This is a genomic window from Pseudarthrobacter sp. rb, from assembly GCF_056389225.1.
On sequence record NZ_JBWJAR010000005.1, the window covers coordinates 84,103 to 102,803 of the forward strand.

The window sequence follows — 18,701 nt, forward strand, 5'->3', positions numbered from 1 at the left end:
GGAGATTCCCGATGACATCAACCGTCCTCCCCACCGTCCACCAGGACGATGCCGACCTGACGTCCCTTGGCTACCAGCCCACCCTCCACCGCAAGCTCGGCCGCTACGCTTCCTTTGCCGCCGGCTTCTCCTTCGTTTCCATCCTCACCACCATCTTCCAGCTCTTCGCCTTCGGCTATTCCTTTGCCGGACCCGCGTTTTTCTGGACCTGGCCCGTTGTCCTGGTGGGACAGCTGCTGGTGGCCCTGAACTTCGCCGAACTCGCAGCCCGCTACCCGCTCTCCGGAGCCGTGTACCAGTGGGCGCGCCGCGTCGGGGGAGAGGGCGTGGGCTGGTTCGCCGGCTGGTTCATGGCCATCGCGCAGGTGGTCACCGCCGCTGCCGCCGCCATCGCCCTGCAGGTGGTCCTGCCCCAGCTGTGGGACGGCTTCCAGGTGGTGGGCGGCGACCCCGCCCTCAACACCGTGACCGGGGCTTCGAACGCCGTGGTCCTGGGTGCCGTGCTCCTGGTGGCCACCACCATCATCAACTCGCTGGGCGTGAAGCTGATGGCGCACGTGAACTCCGTGGGCGTCACCTGCGAAATCGTCGGCGTCGCGGCTGTCATCCTGGCACTCGTCAGCGCCGCCCAGCGCGGACCGGACGTCGTTGCGGACACCACGGTGCTGCAGGGATCGGACCTCGGCGCCGTGGGAGCCTTCCTGGTCTCCGGACTCATGGCCGCCTACGTCATGGTGGGCTTCAACTCCGCCGGCGAGCTGTCCGAGGAAACCAAGGACCCGCGCCGCACCGCCCCACGGACCATCCTCTCCGCCCTGCTCATCTCCGGCCTCGGCGGCGCACTGATGATCATCACCGCCCTGATGGCCGCCCCCAGCCTGGACGACGGCCGCCTCGCCACCGAAGGCCTGCCCTACGTCCTCACCGCCGTCCTGGGCACCTTCTGGGGCAAGGTCCTGCTGGTGGACGTGGCCATCGCCATCTTCGTCTGCACCCTGGCAATCCAGACTGCAGGTTCCCGCCTGGTGTTCTCCATGGCCCGCGACGGCAAGCTCCCGGCGTCGCGCCTCCTTTCCTCCGTGCACCCCACCCGCGGCACCCCCATGTGGCCCTCGATCGTGATCGGCGCCCTGGCAGTGGGCGTGCTCGCCATCAACGTAGGCAACGCCGCCCTGTTCACCACCCTCTGCAGCGTCTGCATCGTGATGGTGTACCTCGCCTACCTCCTGGTCACCGTCCCGCAGCTCATCAACCGCCTCCGCGGCGACTGGGACCGGGTGGGACAGGCCATGCCCGCGGGCCTCTTCTCACTGGGCCGCTGGGGCCTGCCGGTCAACATCCTCGCAGTGCTCTACGGCGCAGTCATGGTGGTCAACCTCGCCTGGCCGCGGCCTGAGGTCTACGACCCTTCCGGTGAAAACGGGCTCCTCCTCTGGTCCGCGCCGCTGATGGTCACGGCCGTCCTGCTCCTGGGCCTCTGGGTCCGCGGCCGGAACCTCGCCGCGAAGGCCGGAGCGGCCAATCCCGGATCCCGCACAACATTCCACGACCTACAGGACTGACATGACACAGACCATCGAAACACCAGTTGCCGGTACCGCAACCACTGCCGGCGCCCGCGCCCACGCCCGGGAACAGCACGGCAAGACCGCGGAGAGCATGCGCTTCGTCCCGGCAGCTTCGGCGCCGGCCCGCCTGCTGGCCGGAATGCCCGACGGCGCGTCCCCCGTTTGGGCGGAGTCCCTCGCCTTTGGCCGCTACACCACCATGGTGCTGGCCCGCGGCACCCGGGTCCGGATCACCGATACCGCCGGCGATGCATGCGTACACACCCTTCTGTACCGGACCGGGGCCCTGCACGAACGCCTCAACATCGCCGATACCGTCAAGGTCCCGTGGCAGGCCTACCCCGCCACCGGCCACCCGCTGCTGTCCGACGCAGGCCGCCTGATGGCCACCATCGTCGCGGACACCTCCAGCCGGCACGACGCCCTGACCGGCGCCACCACCCTGGCAGGCAACACGGCCAAGTACGGGGCCGGGACCGTCCACAGCGCCTCACCGGCCGCCCGCGAACTGCTGACCCTGGGCGCCCTCAAGAACGGCCTGGGCACCCGGGACGTGGCGCCGTCGCTCTCGCTCTTCAAGGGCATCACCGTTGACCCGGCCGGAAGCATCACCTTCACCGGCAGCGCCGGGCCGGGCGCCGCCGTCGAACTCCTTCTCCAGATGGACGCGGTGCTGGTGCTCGCCAACACCGCCCACCCGCTGGATCCCCGCCCGGATTTCACCGGGACCGCCGTCGACATCCTCGCCTGGCACGCCCCGCAGGACCTGGACGCGCTGGCGGCAGGCAGCCTGTCTGGCCCGCTCAGCCCGGAACACCTGCAGGCCCTCCGCAACACCGAACACGACCTCACCGCAAGGAACGCCCGATGAACACCGTCATTGATACCCGCCCGGACGCTGCCCACACCGCCCTCGCTGCCGGCACCGTGATCCTGGATGAATTCGTCGAGGCCCGGGGTCCCTGGTCGGCCGTGGTGGCGGCCGGAGACGTGCTGACCATCGTGGACCTGGAAGGCAACCAGGCCGTGGACTGCCTGCTGTACGCCGCGGCCGACACCGCCGTGCGGTACTCCGCCGCCACCACGATCGCCGCGCAGCAGTCGATCGTCCTCACCACCGGCTCTGTCCTGCGGGCAGACACTGGCGCCGCCCTGATGACCGTTGTAGCGGACGAAGTGGGCGTGCACGACACCATCGGCGGCGCCTGCTCGCAGGAATCCAACACCCTCCGGTACGGCCAGCACACCCGCGAACAGCACGCCTGCGTGGAGAACTTCCTGATTGAGGGCTCCCGCTGGGGCCTCGGCAAGCGTGACCTTGTCTCCAACATCAACTGGTTCATGAACGTCCCCGTGGACCCGGACGGCGCCCTGGGCATCGTCGACGGACTCTCCGCCCCCGGCAAGCGCGTAGCCCTGAAGGCCGAGGTGGACACCCTGGTGCTGGTCTCCAACTGCCCGCAGGTCAACAACCCCTGCAACGGCTTCAACCCCACCCCCGTCCGCATGATCGTCACCCGGCCGGAGGCAGCCAAGTGAACAACTTCGACACCCTCCTGATCGCCAACCGCGGCGAAATCGCCTGCCGAATCATCGAATCCGCGAAGAAGCTGGGCCTGCGTACCGTGGCGGTCTTCTCCGAGGCGGACCGCGGCGCCAAGCACGTGCGGCTCGCCGACGAGGCAGTGCTCCTGGGCCCCGCCCCCGCCAAGGAGTCCTACCTCCGCGTCGACGCGATCCTGGACGCAGCGAAGGCAACCGGCGCCGGCGCCATCCACCCCGGCTACGGCTTCCTGTCGGAGGACGCGGCCTTCGCTGAGGCCGTGGAGGCAGCGGGCCTGGTGTTCGTGGGTCCCACCCCTGAGCAACTGCGGATCTTCGGCACCAAGCACACAGCGCGCGACGCCGCCCGGGCGGCCGAGGTGCCCATGATCGCCGGTTCCGGGCTGCTGGAGAATGTGGACGCCGCCGTCGAAGCCGGCAGGACGATCGGTTTCCCGCTCATGCTCAAGGCCACCGGCGGAGGCGGCGGCATCGGCATGACCGTATGCCGGTCCGAAACCGAGCTCGCTGAAAGCTTCCCCCGCGTGGCCCGCCTGGCCGGCGCCAGCTTCGGAACCGCCGGCGTCTTCGCCGAACGGTACGTCGAAAACGCCCGGCATATCGAGGTCCAGGTCTTCGGCGACGGCGAAGGCCGCGTGGTCAGCCTTGGCGACCGCGACTGCTCGCTGCAGCGCCGCCACCAGAAAGTCCTGGAGGAAGCTCCGGCACCGGACCTGCCCGGCGAACTCCGTGCGGAACTGCACCGCACCTCCCGGGCCCTCTGCGCTTCCCTTAACTACCGCTCCGCCGGCACCGTGGAGTTCGTCTACGATTCTGCCCGCCAGGAAGCCTCCTTCCTGGAAGTCAACGCCCGCCTCCAGGTGGAGCACCCCGTGACCGAGGCCGTCACCGGCGTGGACCTGGTGGAATGGATGCTCCGCCTGGCCCAGGGCGGGAACGCAGCGCGGGCTGTCCTGGACAACGTGCCGGCCGCGCTGCCGGTATCCGGCCACGCCGTGGAAGCCCGCGTCTACGCGGAGGACCCGGCCCGCGGGTTCCAGCCCAGCGCCGGAACCGTCACCAACGCCGCCTTCCCCGCGGCAGGAGCAGCGCGGGTGGACGCCTGGGTGGAAACCGGCACCGACGTTTCCACCAATTACGATCCCCTCCTGGGCAAGATCATCACCTCCGGCGCAAGCCGCGCCGAGGCCTTCGACCGGCTCGCCGCAGCCCTGGAGAACACCCGGATCGACGGCATCGAGACCAACTTAGGGCTGCTCCGGGCGGTCAGCGGCATGGACGTGGTCCGCAGCGTGGGGCACTCCACCAGCACCCTTGACAGCGTTGGTGACCCGGAGCCGCGCGTCACCGTGAACCGCCCCGGCCTGCAGACCAGCGTGCAGGACTGGCCCGGCCGCACCGGCCTCTGGCAGATCGGTGTCCCGCCCAGCGGCCCCATGGATGACCTGTCCTTCCGCCTGGGCAACACCGCCCTGGGCAATCCGGAGGGCGCGCCGGGCCTGGAGTTCACCATGACCGGCCCCAGCCTGACCTTCACCCACGCCACCACCATCTGCGTCACCGGGGCGGACGTGACGGTGACGGTTGACGGGGCAGAGGTGCCCGCCTGGACCCCGGTCACGGTGCCCGCGGGTGGAACGCTCGACGCCGGCACGGCCACCGGGAACGGCCTGCGCGGCTACATCCTGTTCCAGGGCGGCCTGGACATCCCGCAGTACCTGGGCAGTGCGTCCACCTTCACCTTGGGCCAGTTCGGCGGCCACGCAGGGCGGGTCCTGCGCGCGGGCGATGTGCTCCGCGCGGTCAAGGGCCCCGCGGGTCACGGCACCGAAACTGCGGTGCCCCTGGACAGCCGTCCGGCCCTCACCTCCACCTGGGAACTGGCCGTGGCCGAAGGCCCTCACGGTGCCCCCGAATTCTTCCAGCGCGAAGACATCGACGAGCTGTATGCCGCGGAGTACGAAGTGCACTTCAACTCCGCCCGCACCGGCGTCCGGCTGATCGGCCCCAAGCCCCGCTGGGCCCGGAGCGACGGCGGCGAGGCAGGCCTGCACCCGTCCAACATCCACGACACCGCCTACTCCGTGGGCGCCCTGGACTTCACCGGCGACACCCCCATCCTGCTCGGCCCGGACGGCCCCAGCCTGGGCGGCTTCGTCTGCCCTGTCACCGTGGTGACGGCCGAACGCTGGAAGCTCGGCCAGCTCCGGCCCGGAGACAAAGTCCGGTTCGTGCCCATCGAAGCCGGCCGGGCGCCGTCGGCCAAGGACCTGGGTCCGGGCCGCCAGCTCGTCCTCCCCGGCGGCGCTGACTGGCCAGCGAACCCGTCCACGCCAGCTCAGGTGGTCGGCCGCGCCGTCCCGCGCCCCGTCCGCGGGGATGGCGACGACGGCGTGCTGGGCCGGGTGCCGGAAGGTTCCGGCCGGCCCGCGGTCACCTACCGCCGGTCAGGAGACGACAACCTGCTGGTCGAATACGGCGAGATGGTCCTGGACCTTGGCCTGCGCGCCCGCGTCCACGCCCTGCACCAGCACATAGAGGCGCTTCGCGTGCCCGGCATCGTGGACCTCACCCCGGGTATCCGCTCCCTGCAGATCAAGGTGGACCCGTCCGTCCTGTCCACCACCCGGCTGCTGGACCTGGTCCAGCAGATTGAGGCCGCCCTGCCGGCGAGCTCCGAACTTGTGGTTCCCAGCCGTACGGTCCGGCTGCCGCTGTCCTGGGATGATCCTGCTACCCGCGAGGCCATTGAGCGGTATATGGCAGGCGTCCGGGACGACGCTCCGTGGTGCCCCTGGAACATCGAATTCATCCGCCGGATCAACGGCCTGGATTCGGTCAACGACGTTTTCGACACCGTCTTCAACGCCGAGTACCTGGTCCTGGGACTGGGCGACGTATACCTCGGCGCGCCGGTGGCCACTCCGCTGGACCCGCGGCACCGGCTGGTCACCACCAAGTACAACCCGGCCCGCACCTGGACCCCGGAGAACGCCGTGGGCATCGGCGGGGCGTACATGTGCATCTACGGCATGGAGGGCCCCGGCGGCTACCAGTTCGTGGGCCGCACCACCCAGGTGTGGTCGCGCTACGCGGACTCCGCTCCCTTCGAACCCGGGTCGCCGTGGCTGCTGCGCTTCTTCGACCGGATCTCCTGGTACCCCGTCAGCCCCGAGGAACTCCTGGACTTGCGGGCCGACATGGCAGCTGGTCGCGGCCGTGGCGTGGAGATCGAGGAGGGAACCTTCTCCCTTGCCGAGCATGAGGCGTTCCTGGCCGAAAACCGTGAGTCAATCGACCTGTTCCGGGAAAAGCAGGGCGCCGCCTTCGCCGTGGAACGGCAGGCATGGGCCGACGCCGGCGAGTTCGACCGGGCGGAGGCGCTCGCCGCCGCCGTCACTCCCGTAGTGGACGACGTGGACGTTCCCGACGACGGCGCACTGGTCTCCGCCCCCTTCGCGGCCAGCGTCTGGAAGGTGGACGTTGCGGCTGGGGACCACGTGGTCAAAGGCCAGCCGCTGGTGTCCCTGGAGGCCATGAAGATGGAAACAGTCCTCGAAGCGCCCTGCGACGGCGTGGTGCTCCGCGTCCTGCCCACCGCGGGTTCGCAGGTGGTGGCCGGCGAGGCAGTGGTGGTCCTTGGCGCCACCACTGAGCCTGCAGGGCTGGAAACGCTGGAACTGGAAGAGGCAGCAGTATGAGCACCAGAATCACCGGCAACGCCACCCGGCGCGTTAAGGCAGCGCTCGCCGCCCTTGAAGCCGTGGACCGGCCCGAAATCTGGATCACGCTGCGCGGCGGGGATGATCTCCTGGCCGAGGCCGCATCAATCGACGCCGCAGTGGCCGCCGGCGCGGACCTCCCCCTCGCCGGGCTCCTGCTCGGCGTGAAAAACAATGTGGACGTGGCAGGCATCCCCACCACGGCGGCCTGCCCCGGCTTTGCGTACAACCCGGACAAGGACGCCGAAGCCGTGGCCCGCCTCCGCTCCGCGGGTGCGCTGGTCCTGGGCGCCACCAACCTGGACCAGTTCGCCACCGGGCTGGTCGGCACCCGGAGCCCTTATGGCGCCGTCCGCGACTCGCGCCGCCCGGACCACATCTCCGGCGGGTCCAGTTCCGGGTCCGCCGTGGCCGTGGCACTGGGACTGGTGGACATCGCCATCGGGACTGACACGGCCGGTTCCGGGCGCGTCCCCGCCGGGCTGCAGGGCATTGTTGGGATCAAGGCCACGCTGGACGTCGTTTCCACGGCCGGCGTGGTTCCCGCCTGCCGGTCCTGGGACGCCATCACCATCTTTGCCCGAACGCTGGTCACCGCCGAGCTCGCCATGGGTGCCATGGCCGGCAACTCCCGGGCCTGGCCCGCGGACGTCCGGCTGGCTGCACCATCACGGCCGCGCGTGGCGTATCCGGCCACCCTGCCGGCCCTTCCGCCGGCATGGGCTGCCGAGTTTGGGCGGCAGGTCGACCGTCTCACGGCCTCCGGTGTGGAAATGGCCCCCATCGAATTCGACGACTTCCTCAAGGCTGCACGGCTGCTTTACGACGGCGGGCTGGTTGCCGAACGCCACGCCGCCGTGGGGAGCTTCCTTGAGGACTACGACGCCGGCACGGAAAGCCACGCTGGGATCGATCCCACGGTGGGCGGCATCATCCGGGCGGCCGGGACAGTGCCGGCGCACCAGTACGTGGCCGATACCGCCCGGCTGCAGGAACTGAAATCCAAGGCCATGGCCCGGCTCGAGGGCTTCGACGCACTGCTCATCCCCACCGCGCCGTTCCACCCCACGCTTGCCGAGGTGGCAGCGGATCCGGTGGGCGTGAACTCCTTGATGGGCACCTACACCAACTTCTGCAACCTGTTTGACCTGTGTGCCGTGGCAGTCCCTGCCGGGGAGGTGGACGGCGCCCAGTTCGGGCTCACGGTGGTGGGCCGGACCTTCGATGACGCCGTGGCCGCGGACATCGCCCGCCGCATCGAAGCCACCCCCGCCCCGCCTGCGCTCTTTGCCGCCGCGGCGGTGCCGGGCGGCGCCGGCCCGGAGGCAACCGCAGGAGCCGGCCAGCCGTCGTCGTCCGTTCCCTGGCCGGTGGCCGCGGGGGCAACGGCCGTGCCGCTGGTGGTGGTCGGCGCGCACCGGAAGGGGCAGCCGCTGGCGCAGCAGCTGGAAGAACGAGGCGCGTTCTGGGACGGCCCGGTCCGGACGGCTGCACGCTACCGGATGGTGTCGCTGGATACAGCGCCGCCCAAGCCGGGCGTCTACCGGTCCGACGACGGCGCCGAACTCGTGGGGGAACGGTGGCTGCTGTCCCCGGCCGCCCTGGGGACGTTCCTGGCGTCCCTCCCCGAACCCATGCTGCTCGGCTCCATCCAGCTCGCGGATGGGTCCACCGCCGTCGGATTCGCCTGCGACGCCGTGGCGGCCGGGCACGGGGAGGACATCACCGCCTGGGGCGACTGGCTGGCGGACCGGAGCGTGGCCCCGAAGCCGCGGACAGTGTGGCGGGACCTCAGCGAGGCTGCGCTCGCCGGCTTCAGCCGCGGCGAACGGGGATAGCGTCAGGAGCGTCCGGACGGGGGTTCCCGTCCGGACCTTCGTCCTTGAAGTACGCCGAGATGTCCGTCACCAGTTCCTTCACGGCCGCTGGAATAGAGCCGTGGAAGCACTTGGGGGACAGCTGGTAGGTACTCCCCGGTACTGCTGCGTGGAGCCGTTCCGCCGTCACCCTGTAATAACCGGGACTCTTTCCGCCCGCCATGAAGTGGGTTCCGGCGGGCAGCACGCTGAAGTCCCTGGCGTGGTCCTTTTCGTCGTACGCCGCCCTCAGCTCTCCCACACCGCTGGGCATGACCTGCTGGAACATCCTGTTGACCTTGGTCCGCGACAACACCGCCATCAGGCCGGCCAGGACCGGTTCGGGGATCCTTGCCATGGCTGAGCCCGGACTGGTGGCCTTCTTCATGTGCGCCAGCGCGTGACCCACCCTGCCGTTGTTCACGGCGTCCTCGAATCCGTCCAGCCAGCCCGTGTCAATGCTGCCGTCGATGTTCACTGCGGCGTCGTACACGGCGAGCTTGTCAGGGACGAACCCGGTCCCGGTGAACTCCTGGACGGCGTTCAGGGCCACCGATCCACCCAGGCTGTGGCCCAGGATATTCCGGGCTCCGGTGGCTTTGAGCACAGTCCGGACATCCTCGATTTCGGTGGCCATGGAGTAGTCCGCGGGCTGTCCGGACGAGTTGCCCCGGCCCCGCCGGTCGTACACGTCAACAGCCCAGCCGTCGCCCAGGCCGTTCGCCAGCGCAATGGAGAACGGCCGGTAAATCAGGGCCGTGAGGAACGCGCCACCGATCAGCAGTACCCGCTTTTCGCCGGGCGCATCCCCGGCGCCGTAGCTGTACAAAGCCAGCCTGCCGCCGTCGTGCGTTGGAAGTTCCCGTTCTTTCACCCGCCCATCCTAGGGCGCAAGCCTGCGCAGGAGCTGAAAGTCGGGGCAGCCAATGCCCGGTAAACTTGATGATTGTGACTTCCCAAAACACCCCCGCGCCCAAGAATGCCCAAGAGCCCATCGACGCCAGCGAGCAGATGCGGATCCGCATGGAAAAGCGCGCCAAACTTCTTGAGCGCGGCACGGAGGCGTACCCCGTGGGAGTGGAACGCACGCACTCCCTCGCCGAAATCCGGGAAAAGTACGCCCACCTCGAGGCGGACGACACCACCGGCGACATCGTGGGCGTCACCGGCCGGGTGGTCTTTGTCCGCAACACCGGAAAGCTCTGCTTCGCCACCCTGCAGGAAGGCGGCACCGACGGCAAGGGAACGCGCCTGCAGGCCATGCTGAGCCTGGCCAACGTGGGCGAGGAAGCGCTCGCCGACTGGAAGGCCCTGGTTGACCTGGGCGACCACGTCTTCATCAAGGGCGAGGTCATCTCCTCCCGCCGCGGTGAACTGTCCATCATGGCCGAGTCCTGGTCCATGGCCTCCAAGGCACTGCGCCCGCTGCCCGTCCTGCACGCGGAACTGAACGAGGAAACCCGCGTCCGCCAGCGCTACGTTGACCTGATGGTCCGGGACGAGGCCCGCGAGATGGTCTACACCCGTGCCGCCATCACCCGCTCCATCCGCGAAACGCTGTTCCGGCACCGCTACGTGGAAGTGGAAACGCCCATCCTGAACCTGGTCCACGGCGGCGCCCTGGCGCGTCCGTTCGAGACCCACATGAACGCCTTCGACCAGAAGATGACCCTCCGCATCGCCACCGAGCTGTACCTCAAGCGCGCCGTGGTGGGCGGGATCGACCGCGTCTACGACATGGGCCGCGTGTTCCGCAACGAGGGCGTCGACTCCACGCACAGCCCCGAATTCACCACCCTTGAGTGCTACGAGGCCTGGGCGGACCAGTTCGTCATGGCCGAGCGGATCAAGGAAATCATCCTCGACGCCGCGGACGCCGTGGGTGCCGGACGCGTCCTGCAGACCGAGGCGGGGGAGATCAACCTCGACGGCGAGTGGACCTGGCTGGCCGTCTACCCCGGACTTTCCGACGCCGTTGGGCAGGAGATCACGCCGGACACTTCCGCTGAGGTGCTTCGGGAAATCGCAGCCAAGCACGAGGTCAAGGTTGACCCCAAGTGGGACGCCGAGAAGCTGGCAGTGGAGCTCTTCGGTGAAATCGTGGAGCCCACCCTCCTGAACCCCACCTTCGTCTACGACTACCCGCCGTCCGCGCAGCCGCTGGCCCGCCCGCACCGCGAGGACGGCCGGCTGATCGAGGCCTGGGACCTGATCATCGGCGGCATGGAGCGCGGCACCGCCTTCTCTGAACTGATCGACCCCGTCATCCAGCGCGAACGGCTCACCGAACAGTCCCTGCACGCGGCTGCCGGCGACGTCGAGGCAATGCAGCTTGACGAGGACTTCCTGCGTGCCCTGGAATATGGCGCTCCTCCCATGGGCGGCATTGGCCTGGGCATCGACCGGCTGGTGATGCTCTTCACCGGAGCCGGCATCCGCGAAACCATCCTGTTCCCCCTGCTGAAGCCCGAAGGGCACTGATCATGGAATACGTTGCAGTGATTCTTCCCTCCCTCGTGGTGGGACTGCTGTTCTGGTTCGCCATGAAGGCGATTTTTAACGCCGACAAGGCCGAGCGGCAGGCGGAAGCCCGCGCCCAGGCCGAAGCGGACGGCCTCCCGGTTCAGCCTACGGACCGTCCGGGTTCGGAATCCAAATAGATAAACCCCCTACTTTCCGGTTTTATCCCCAAGGAACCATTAGGCGCTTTGACGCGTTGCCAAGATAAGAGTCATACTTTTTTTGGGAAACATCCTGCTTTTCTGAAAACCGAACTTTCCAGCAAGAGGAAGACCTTTAATGGCACAGAAAGTAAACATCATCCTCGTTGATGATTTGGATGGGGGATCCGCAGACGAGAATGTGAAGTTTGGCCTCGACGGGGCCAGCTACGAGATTGACCTGTCGGCAGCCAATGCCGCTGAACTCCGGTCTTCATTGGAGAGGTTCATCAACGCTGCACGCAAGGCTTCCGGTGGAAGCCGGGCGCAGCGGACCAAGGCGCCAACAGGGGGCCGCAGCCACGATTCGGCGCAAATCCGGCAATGGGCGCGGGATAACGGGTACACCGTTAACAGCCGCGGCCGAATTCAGGCCGAAATCCAGGAAGCCTACCAGAAGGCAAATTCCTAGCGCCGCCTTTAGCTCCACCGAAACCCCGCTTACCGCCGACAGGCGGGGCGGGGTTTTTCAATTTGCCGATATTGCTGCTACTGGCGGTGTCTGCCGTTGCCCATTTGACTCAATTGGGACGATGCAGCGGCCCCTTGGCAGCTGGCCGGATTGAAGGGGTTTGCCGGGTCCCTTCCGGGCGCCAGGGCCGGCTGCTGCCCCGCCTTCCCCGTCCAGGGCGCCGCGCTGCGGCTGCCCGCAACGTTATTCCCGCAAGGGGCGCGGTTTCCCCTGTGGCGAACACGCTCCACAACTCAGGGGCGGCCACGTAGCATCAAAGTACGTCGTAGCTAGGAGTGTGGCGAAATGTTTGAGCGATTTACGGACCGTGCCCGTCGCGTAGTTGTGCTTGCCCAAGAAGAGGCACGCATGCTGAACCACAATTACATCGGTACCGAACACATCCTCTTGGGTTTGATCCATGAGGGTGAGGGCGTTGCCGCCAAAGCTCTTGAGTCTTTGAGCATTTCGCTCGACGGCGTTCGCGAGCAGGTGCAGGAGATCATCGGACAGGGCCAGCAGGCCCCCTCCGGCCACATCCCCTTCACCCCCCGTGCCAAGAAGGTACTGGAGCTCTCGCTGCGCGAAGCCCTCCAGCTGGGCCACAACTACATCGGCACGGAGCACATCCTGCTCGGCCTGATCCGTGAAGGTGAAGGCGTTGCCGCCCAGGTTCTGGTCAAGCTCGGCGCCGACCTCAACCGGGTCCGCCAGCAGGTCATCCAGCTCCTTTCCGGCTACCAGGGCAAGGAAACCACCGGCGCAGGCGTCGGCGGCGGACAGCCTGAGGGCGCCCCTGCCGGGTCCGTGGTCCTGGACCAGTTCGGCCGCAACCTGACCCAGGCTGCGCGCGAGAACAAGCTGGACCCGGTCATCGGGCGCGAGCAGGAAATGGAACGCGTCATGCAGGTCCTTTCCCGCCGCACCAAGAACAACCCGGTCCTCATCGGCGAGCCCGGCGTCGGCAAGACCGCCGTCGTCGAGGGCCTGGCCCAGGCGATCGTGCGCGGCGACGTCCCGGAGACCATCCGCGACAAGCAGCTGTACACCCTGGACCTCGGCTCCCTGGTGGCAGGCTCCCGTTACCGCGGTGACTTCGAAGAGCGCCTGAAGAAGGTCCTCAAGGAGATCCGCACCCGCGGCGACATCATCCTGTTCATCGACGAGATCCACACCCTGGTGGGTGCCGGTGCCGCCGAAGGCGCCATCGACGCAGCCTCGATCCTGAAGCCCATGCTGGCCCGCGGCGAGCTGCAGACCATCGGTGCCACCACGCTGGATGAGTACCGCAAGCACATCGAGAAGGACGCCGCGCTGGAGCGCCGCTTCCAGCCGATCCAGGTCAAGGAACCCTCCGTGGCGCACGCCATCGAGATCCTCAAGGGCCTGCGCGACCGGTACGAGGCACACCACCGCGTCACCATCACCGACGGCGCCCTGGCCTCCGCTGCCAGCCTGGCCGAGCGCTACATCTCGGACCGCTTCCTGCCGGACAAGGCGATCGACCTGATCGACGAAGCCGGTGCACGCCTGCGCATCCGCCGCATGACCGCTCCGCCGGAGCTCAAGGCCATGGACGAGCGCATCGCCAAGCTGAAGATGGAGAAGGAATCCGCCATCGACGCCCAGGACTTCGAAGGTGCAGCTTCGCTCCGCGACAAGGAGCAGAAGATGATCTCCGAGCGGGCCGAGAAGGAGCGCCACTGGAAGTCCGGCGGCATGGACGACATCTCCGAGGTGGATGAGGATCTCATCGCCGAGGTGCTGGCCAACTCCACCGGCATCCCCGTCTTCAAGCTGACCGAGGAAGAATCCTCGCGCCTGCTCAAGATGGAAGAGGAACTGCACAAGCGTGTGGTGGGCCAGGACGAGGCCATCAAGGCACTGTCCCAGGCCATCCGCCGCACCCGTGCAGGACTCAAGGACCCCAAGCGTCCCGGTGGCTCCTTCATCTTCGCCGGCCCCACCGGCGTCGGCAAGACCGAGCTCGCCAAGGCACTCGCGGAGTTCCTGTTCGGTGAAGAGGACGCCCTCATCACCCTGGACATGTCCGAGTACTCCGAGAAGCACACCGTTTCGCGGCTCTTCGGTGCCCCTCCGGGCTACGTGGGCTACGAAGAGGGTGGCCAGCTGACCGAGAAGGTCCGCCGCCGTCCGTTCTCCGTGGTGCTGTTCGACGAAGTGGAAAAGGCCCACGCGGACCTCTTCAACTCGCTGCTGCAGATCCTGGAAGACGGCCGCCTGACCGACTCCCAGGGCCGAGTGGTGGACTTCAAGAACACCGTGATCATCATGACCACCAACCTGGGTACCCGGGACATCTCCAAGAGCGTTGCCACCGGCTTCCAGTCCGGCACCGACACGCAGACCGGCTACAACCGCATGCGTGCTCGTGTCACGGAGGAACTGAAGCAGCACTTCCGCCCCGAGTTCCTGAACCGTGTTGACGACGTCGTGGTGTTCCCGCAGCTCACCCAGGACGAGATCATCGAGATCGTGGACCTGTTCGTGACCCGCCTGGAGAAGCGCCTCAAGGACAAGGACATGGGCATCGAGCTCACCAAGGCCGCCAAGGTGCTCCTGGCAACCCGCGGCTACGATCCCGCCATGGGGGCCCGGCCGCTGCGCCGCACCATCCAGCGCGAGATCGAGGACCAGCTCTCCGAGAAGATCCTCTTCGGCGAGATCCACCCCGGCGACATCGTCGTGGTGGATGTCGAAGGCGAAGGCGACGACGCAAAGTTCACCTTCGCCGGCAACGCCAAGCCGCGCATCCCGGAAATCGCCCCGAGCGTCTAGGCGCCACAGCCAAAGCCCCGCCACTCCGCAAGGAGCGGCGGGGCTTTCGTTTTGCCCTCTGTACCCGTCAGTGGCTTAGGGTTTGTGACGGCGGCCACAAAGCGTGTTGAATCGGGGCATGGCTAATCAGAATCCGGCGATCCCGGACGAGCAACCACTGACTCCTTTCCACGACCTCGACCACTACCTGTCCATCCCGCGGGTAAGCGGACTGGCGCTGAGCCCGGACGGCTCCCGCCTGGTCACCACCGTCGCCACCCTGAACGGCAAGGGCACCGAGTTTGCCACCGCCCTGTGGGAGCTGGACCCGGCGGGGCAGAAGCACGCCCGGCGCATCACCCGCAGCGCCAAGGGCGAAGCGGGCGCGGCTTTCGCCGCGAACGGCGACGTCTACTTCACCTCCGCGCGCCCCGACCCGGACAGCCCCGACGAAGAACCGGTCAATGCACTGTGGCTCCTTCCGGCCGACGGTGGGGAAGCCCGCGTAGTCCTCAGCCGGCCCGGCGGCGTCAGTAAGGTGATGACTGCCAGGAACGCTGATGCGGCATTCGTGGCGGCTGAGGTTCTGGCAGGGTCAGCCGATGAGGAGGACGACGCCGAGCGGCGCAAGTCCCGCAAGGACAGGAAGGTCTCCGCCATCCTGCACAGCGAGTACCCGGTCCGGTACTGGGACGCCGACCTGGGTCCCGGCCAGCCGCGGATCTTCGCCGTGGAAGCCGGGGCGGACAAGGGGCCCGGCAAACCCGCAACCGTTGACGCCACAGCTCCCCTGGTCCTGCGGAACTTGACTCCGTATGCCGGCCCGCGGCTGAGGGAAGCCGAGACAGTGGTCAGCCCGGACGGGAAGACCGTCTACAGCAGCTACACCAAACCCCTCGCCAAGGCGGACAGCCGGTCCGTCCTGGTGGCGGTGGATGTGGCATCGGGCAGCCTCAAGGTGCTCCTGGACCAGGAGGGCATGAGCTATTTCCCGGGTCCGGTCAGCCCCGACGGCAACACGCTGGTGGTGGTCAGCGAAAGTGATTCCACCCCGCAGCGGGCCCCCGAGGTCAGGATGCACCTCCTGGACGTCTCCGGCAGCGCCGGGGATGCCGGGTTGCAACCGTTGGCCCATGACTGGGACCGCTGGCCCAAGCCGGCAGCCTGGCTTCCGGACGGTTCCGCCCTCCTGGTCACGGCGGACGACGACGGCGCGTCGCCGGTTTTCCGGGTCAGCGTCCCCGCGGCTGCCGCTGAGGTGGGTGTTGCCCGGGTGACGCAGGACGCGGCGGCCTACTCCGACGTCGTTGTTTCGCCGGAAGGGCGCTATGCGTACGCCCTGCGCAGCTCCTACGAATTCCCACCCGAGGCAGTGCGGATCGACGTGGCCACAGGGGAAACCACCCGGCTTCCAGCCCCTGCCGACCGGCCGTCCCGCCCGGGTCGGCTGGAGCGGATCGCCGCCACGGCTCCGGACGGTTCCCGGGTTCCTGCCTACCTTGCCCTGCCCGAGGGTGCATCAGCAGAGGAGCCCGCACCGATGCTGCTGTGGATCCACGGCGGTCCCCTGGGGTCCTGGAACGCGTGGACGTGGCGGTGGAATCCCTGGCTCCTGACGGCGAAGGGCTACGCGGTGCTGCTCCCGGACCCTGCATTGTCCACGGGCTACGGGCAGGCCTACATCCAGCGCGGATGGGGTGCCTGGGGCAAAGCGCCGTTCACCGACCTCATAGCCGTTACGGACGCGGCGGTGGAGCGTCCGGACATCGATGAGGCCCGGACTGCTGCGATGGGCGGATCCTTCGGCGGGTACATGGCCAACTGGGTGGCGGGCAACACGGACCGGTTCAAGGCCGTGGTCACCCACGCCAGCCTGTGGGCGCTGGACCAGTTCGGACCCACCACAGATGCCTCGCAGTACTGGCTGAAGGAAATGACCGAGGAGATGGCGCTGGAGAATTCACCGCACCTGCACGCGGAGAAGATCGGTTCGCCCATGCTGGTGATCCATGGCGACAAGGACTACAGGGTGCCCATCGGGGAGGGCCTGCGGCTCTGGTACGAGCTGCTGTCCAAATCGCGGCTGGCGGCGGACCAGGACGGGCAGACCCCGCACAGGTTCCTCTACTTCCCGGACGAAAACCACTGGGTCCTCCAACCGCAGCACGCCAAGGTCTGGTACCAGGTGGTGGAGTGGTTCCTGGCGAAGAACGTCCTGGGCCAGGAGCTCGAGCTGCCGGCCGAGCTGGGGCTGTAACTCCAGGCCACCTCGTAGGATGGCTTTGTGACCGACTCCTTCCACATCCGCCCAGCACGCACCAGTGACGTCCCCGCCATCAAGAAGCTGGTGGCGCCCCTGGCCGAGGAACGCATCCTTATGGCGAAGGAGACGGTGGCGTACTACGAGAGCCTGCAGGAGTTCCGCATCGCCGAGTCGAGCGACGGCGAAATGATCGGCTGCGGGGCGCTGCACGTCATGTGGGAGGACCTGGCCGAAATCCGCACCCTCGCGGCGTCCGGGCAATGGCGGGGCAAGGGCGTGGGCCATGTCCTGGTGGAAAGCCTGCTGGAGGAAGCCCGCGCCCTCGGAGTGTCCCGGGTCTTTTGCCTTACCTTCGAGGTGGACTTCTTCAAGCGCCACGGCTTCGAAGTTATGGCGGACCAGTCCGCAGTGGACCCGGAAGTGTATTCGGAGCTTCTCCGCTCGCACGACGAAGGCGTGGCTGAATTCCTGGACCTGGCACGGGTCAAGCCGAACACCTTGGGCAACACCCGGATGATCCGCACCCTATAGGCCCCGGGGCCGCCCAGGACATACCCCTCTTGGTTTTACTCGAATTGATGGATAAACTATTGGAGGCCGATATGTGGGGGGCCTCAGGAAAGGGACAGTTATTGGGGGCTGTCCCTTTGCTGCGTCCCGGACCGGTCGCCGGCGGACGCTGACTGAAAACCGGGCCGGAGGAACCTACCGCCACCTGCGATCCCGGTAGTAGGGTCGGAAACACATCCTTCAGGAGCACAGCCAGGAGCACCGCCATGAAGAAACTCATCAACGATCCAAAAGCCGTTGTCCAGGAAGCTGTCCAGGGCTTTGGCCTGGCACACGCCGGGCTGGTCACCGTCAGTGAAGACCCTACCTACATCACGCGCAAGGACGCGCCAGTGGCAGGCAAGGTGGGGCTGGTTTCAGGCGGCGGCAGCGGGCACGAGCCGCTGCATGCCGGTTACGTGGGGCGGGGCATGCTCGACGCCGCCGTGCCCGGGGCGGTGTTCACCTCACCTACCCCGGACCAGATCCTTCCCGCCACCCTCGCAGTCAACTCAGGTGCCGGCGTCGTGCATATCGTCAAGAACTACACCGGGGACGTCCTGAACTTCGAGACCGCGGCCGAACTGGCCGAGGCTGAGGGCGTAAGCGTCCGGACCGTACTGGTCAACGACGACGTCGCCGTGGAGGACTCGCTGTACACCGCCGGCCGCCGGGGAGTGGGCGGCACCGTGCTCGTGGAGAAGATCGCCGGCGCCGCTGCCGAGCGTGGTGACGGCCTGGATGCCGTGGCCGCCATCGGAGAACGGGTCAATGCCAACGTCAGGACCATGGGCGTTGCGCTGTCAGCCTGCACGGTGCCGCACGCAGGCACGCCAAGTTTCGACCTCGCCGAGGATGAGATCGAGATCGGCATCGGCATCCACGGCGAACCCGGCAGGCACCGGATCCCCATGGAGAACGCGGACAGCATCACCAACCGCCTGCTGGAACCCGTCCTGGCCGATCTGAGGGTCAGCTCCGGCGACAAGGTGCTGCTCTTCGTCAACGGCATGGGCGGCACCCCGCTGAGCGAGCTCTACATCGTGTACCGGCGGGCGGTGCAGGTGCTGGCGGATGCAGGCGCCACGGTGGAACGTTCGTTGGTGGGCAACTACATCACCGCGCTGGAGATGCAGGGCTGTTCCATCTCGGTCCTCCGGCTCGACGACGAGCTCACCGAACTCTGGGACGCTCCCGTGCATACCCCCGCCCTGCGCTGGGGCGTGTAGCC

13 protein-coding genes are annotated in these 18,701 nt (G+C 67.7%); 12 read left to right on the forward strand and 1 reads right to left on the reverse strand.

What is annotated here, in order from left to right; translation table 11 throughout:
- Positions 1 to 11: 11 nt before the first annotated feature.
- The 5 genes from ACWRN3_RS08675 to atzF are packed head-to-tail and all read left to right on the forward strand — an operon-like array spanning position 12 to position 8,691.
- On the forward strand, positions 12 to 1,562 hold the full coding sequence (locus ACWRN3_RS08675; protein ID WP_255174050.1) for an amino acid permease: 1,551 nt from the start codon (positions 12 to 14) through the stop codon (positions 1,560 to 1,562).
- A gap of 1 nt (position 1,563) precedes the next feature.
- A complete protein-coding gene (locus ACWRN3_RS08680; protein ID WP_255174051.1) occupies positions 1,564 to 2,439 on the forward strand; it encodes an urea amidolyase associated protein UAAP1 in 876 nt (291 codons plus the stop codon).
- Complete coding sequence (locus ACWRN3_RS08685; protein WP_255174052.1) at positions 2,436 to 3,107, forward strand: urea amidolyase associated protein UAAP2; 672 nt, start codon at positions 2,436 to 2,438, stop codon at positions 3,105 to 3,107. The genes ACWRN3_RS08680 and ACWRN3_RS08685 overlap by 4 nt, the downstream gene beginning before the upstream one ends.
- A complete protein-coding gene (gene uca / locus ACWRN3_RS08690) occupies positions 3,104 to 6,832 on the forward strand; it encodes an urea carboxylase (protein WP_476740377.1) in 3,729 nt (1,242 codons plus the stop codon). Before ACWRN3_RS08685 ends, uca begins: the two co-directional genes overlap by 4 nt.
- Positions 6,829 to 8,691 carry an allophanate hydrolase gene (atzF, locus tag ACWRN3_RS08695; RefSeq protein ID WP_476740378.1) on the forward strand — a complete coding sequence of 621 codons (1,863 nt, stop codon included), beginning with the start codon at positions 6,829 to 6,831 and terminating at the stop codon, positions 8,689 to 8,691. Before uca ends, atzF begins: the two co-directional genes overlap by 4 nt.
- On the opposite strand, the gene ACWRN3_RS08700 is transcribed toward atzF, so the two are convergent.
- A complete protein-coding gene (locus ACWRN3_RS08700; protein WP_476740379.1) occupies positions 8,669 to 9,583 on the reverse strand; it encodes an alpha/beta fold hydrolase in 915 nt (304 codons plus the stop codon). The two genes, atzF and ACWRN3_RS08700, sit on opposite strands and share 23 nt — an antisense overlap.
- 68 nt (positions 9,584 to 9,651) lie before the next feature.
- Here ACWRN3_RS08700 and lysS point away from each other — a divergent pair, with 68 nt between their 5' ends.
- The 7 genes from lysS to dhaK all read left to right on the forward strand — a co-directional run bounded on the left by lysS (position 9,652) and on the right by dhaK (position 18,699).
- Entirely contained in the window at positions 9,652 to 11,190 is a 1,539-nt protein-coding gene (gene lysS / locus ACWRN3_RS08705; protein WP_159634312.1) for a lysine--tRNA ligase, read from the forward strand.
- A 2-nt stretch (positions 11,191 to 11,192) separates the two neighbouring features.
- Positions 11,193 to 11,369 (forward strand): hypothetical protein, encoded by a 177-nt coding sequence (locus ACWRN3_RS08710; RefSeq protein ID WP_255174055.1) that lies wholly within the window; start codon positions 11,193 to 11,195, stop codon positions 11,367 to 11,369.
- A 139-nt stretch (positions 11,370 to 11,508) separates the two neighbouring features.
- A complete protein-coding gene (locus tag ACWRN3_RS08715) occupies positions 11,509 to 11,841 on the forward strand; it encodes a histone-like nucleoid-structuring protein Lsr2 (RefSeq protein WP_255174056.1) in 333 nt (110 codons plus the stop codon).
- Positions 11,842 to 12,186: 345 nt separating this feature from the next.
- Positions 12,187 to 14,679 (forward strand): ATP-dependent Clp protease ATP-binding subunit, encoded by a 2,493-nt coding sequence (locus ACWRN3_RS08720; protein ID WP_026264823.1) that lies wholly within the window; start codon positions 12,187 to 12,189, stop codon positions 14,677 to 14,679.
- 118 nt (positions 14,680 to 14,797) lie between these two features.
- Positions 14,798 to 16,915 carry a S9 family peptidase gene (locus ACWRN3_RS08725; protein ID WP_476740380.1) on the forward strand — a complete coding sequence of 706 codons (2,118 nt, stop codon included), beginning with the start codon at positions 14,798 to 14,800 and terminating at the stop codon, positions 16,913 to 16,915.
- 27 nt (positions 16,916 to 16,942) lie between these two features.
- Complete coding sequence (locus tag ACWRN3_RS08730) at positions 16,943 to 17,452, forward strand: amino-acid N-acetyltransferase (RefSeq protein WP_255174058.1); 510 nt, start codon at positions 16,943 to 16,945, stop codon at positions 17,450 to 17,452.
- Positions 17,453 to 17,697: 245 nt separating this feature from the next.
- Positions 17,698 to 18,699: a dihydroxyacetone kinase subunit DhaK gene (gene dhaK, locus ACWRN3_RS08735; RefSeq protein WP_324643812.1), complete on the forward strand. Its 1,002-nt coding sequence runs from the start codon at positions 17,698 to 17,700 to the stop codon at positions 18,697 to 18,699.
- Positions 18,700 to 18,701: the final 2 nt, after the last annotated feature.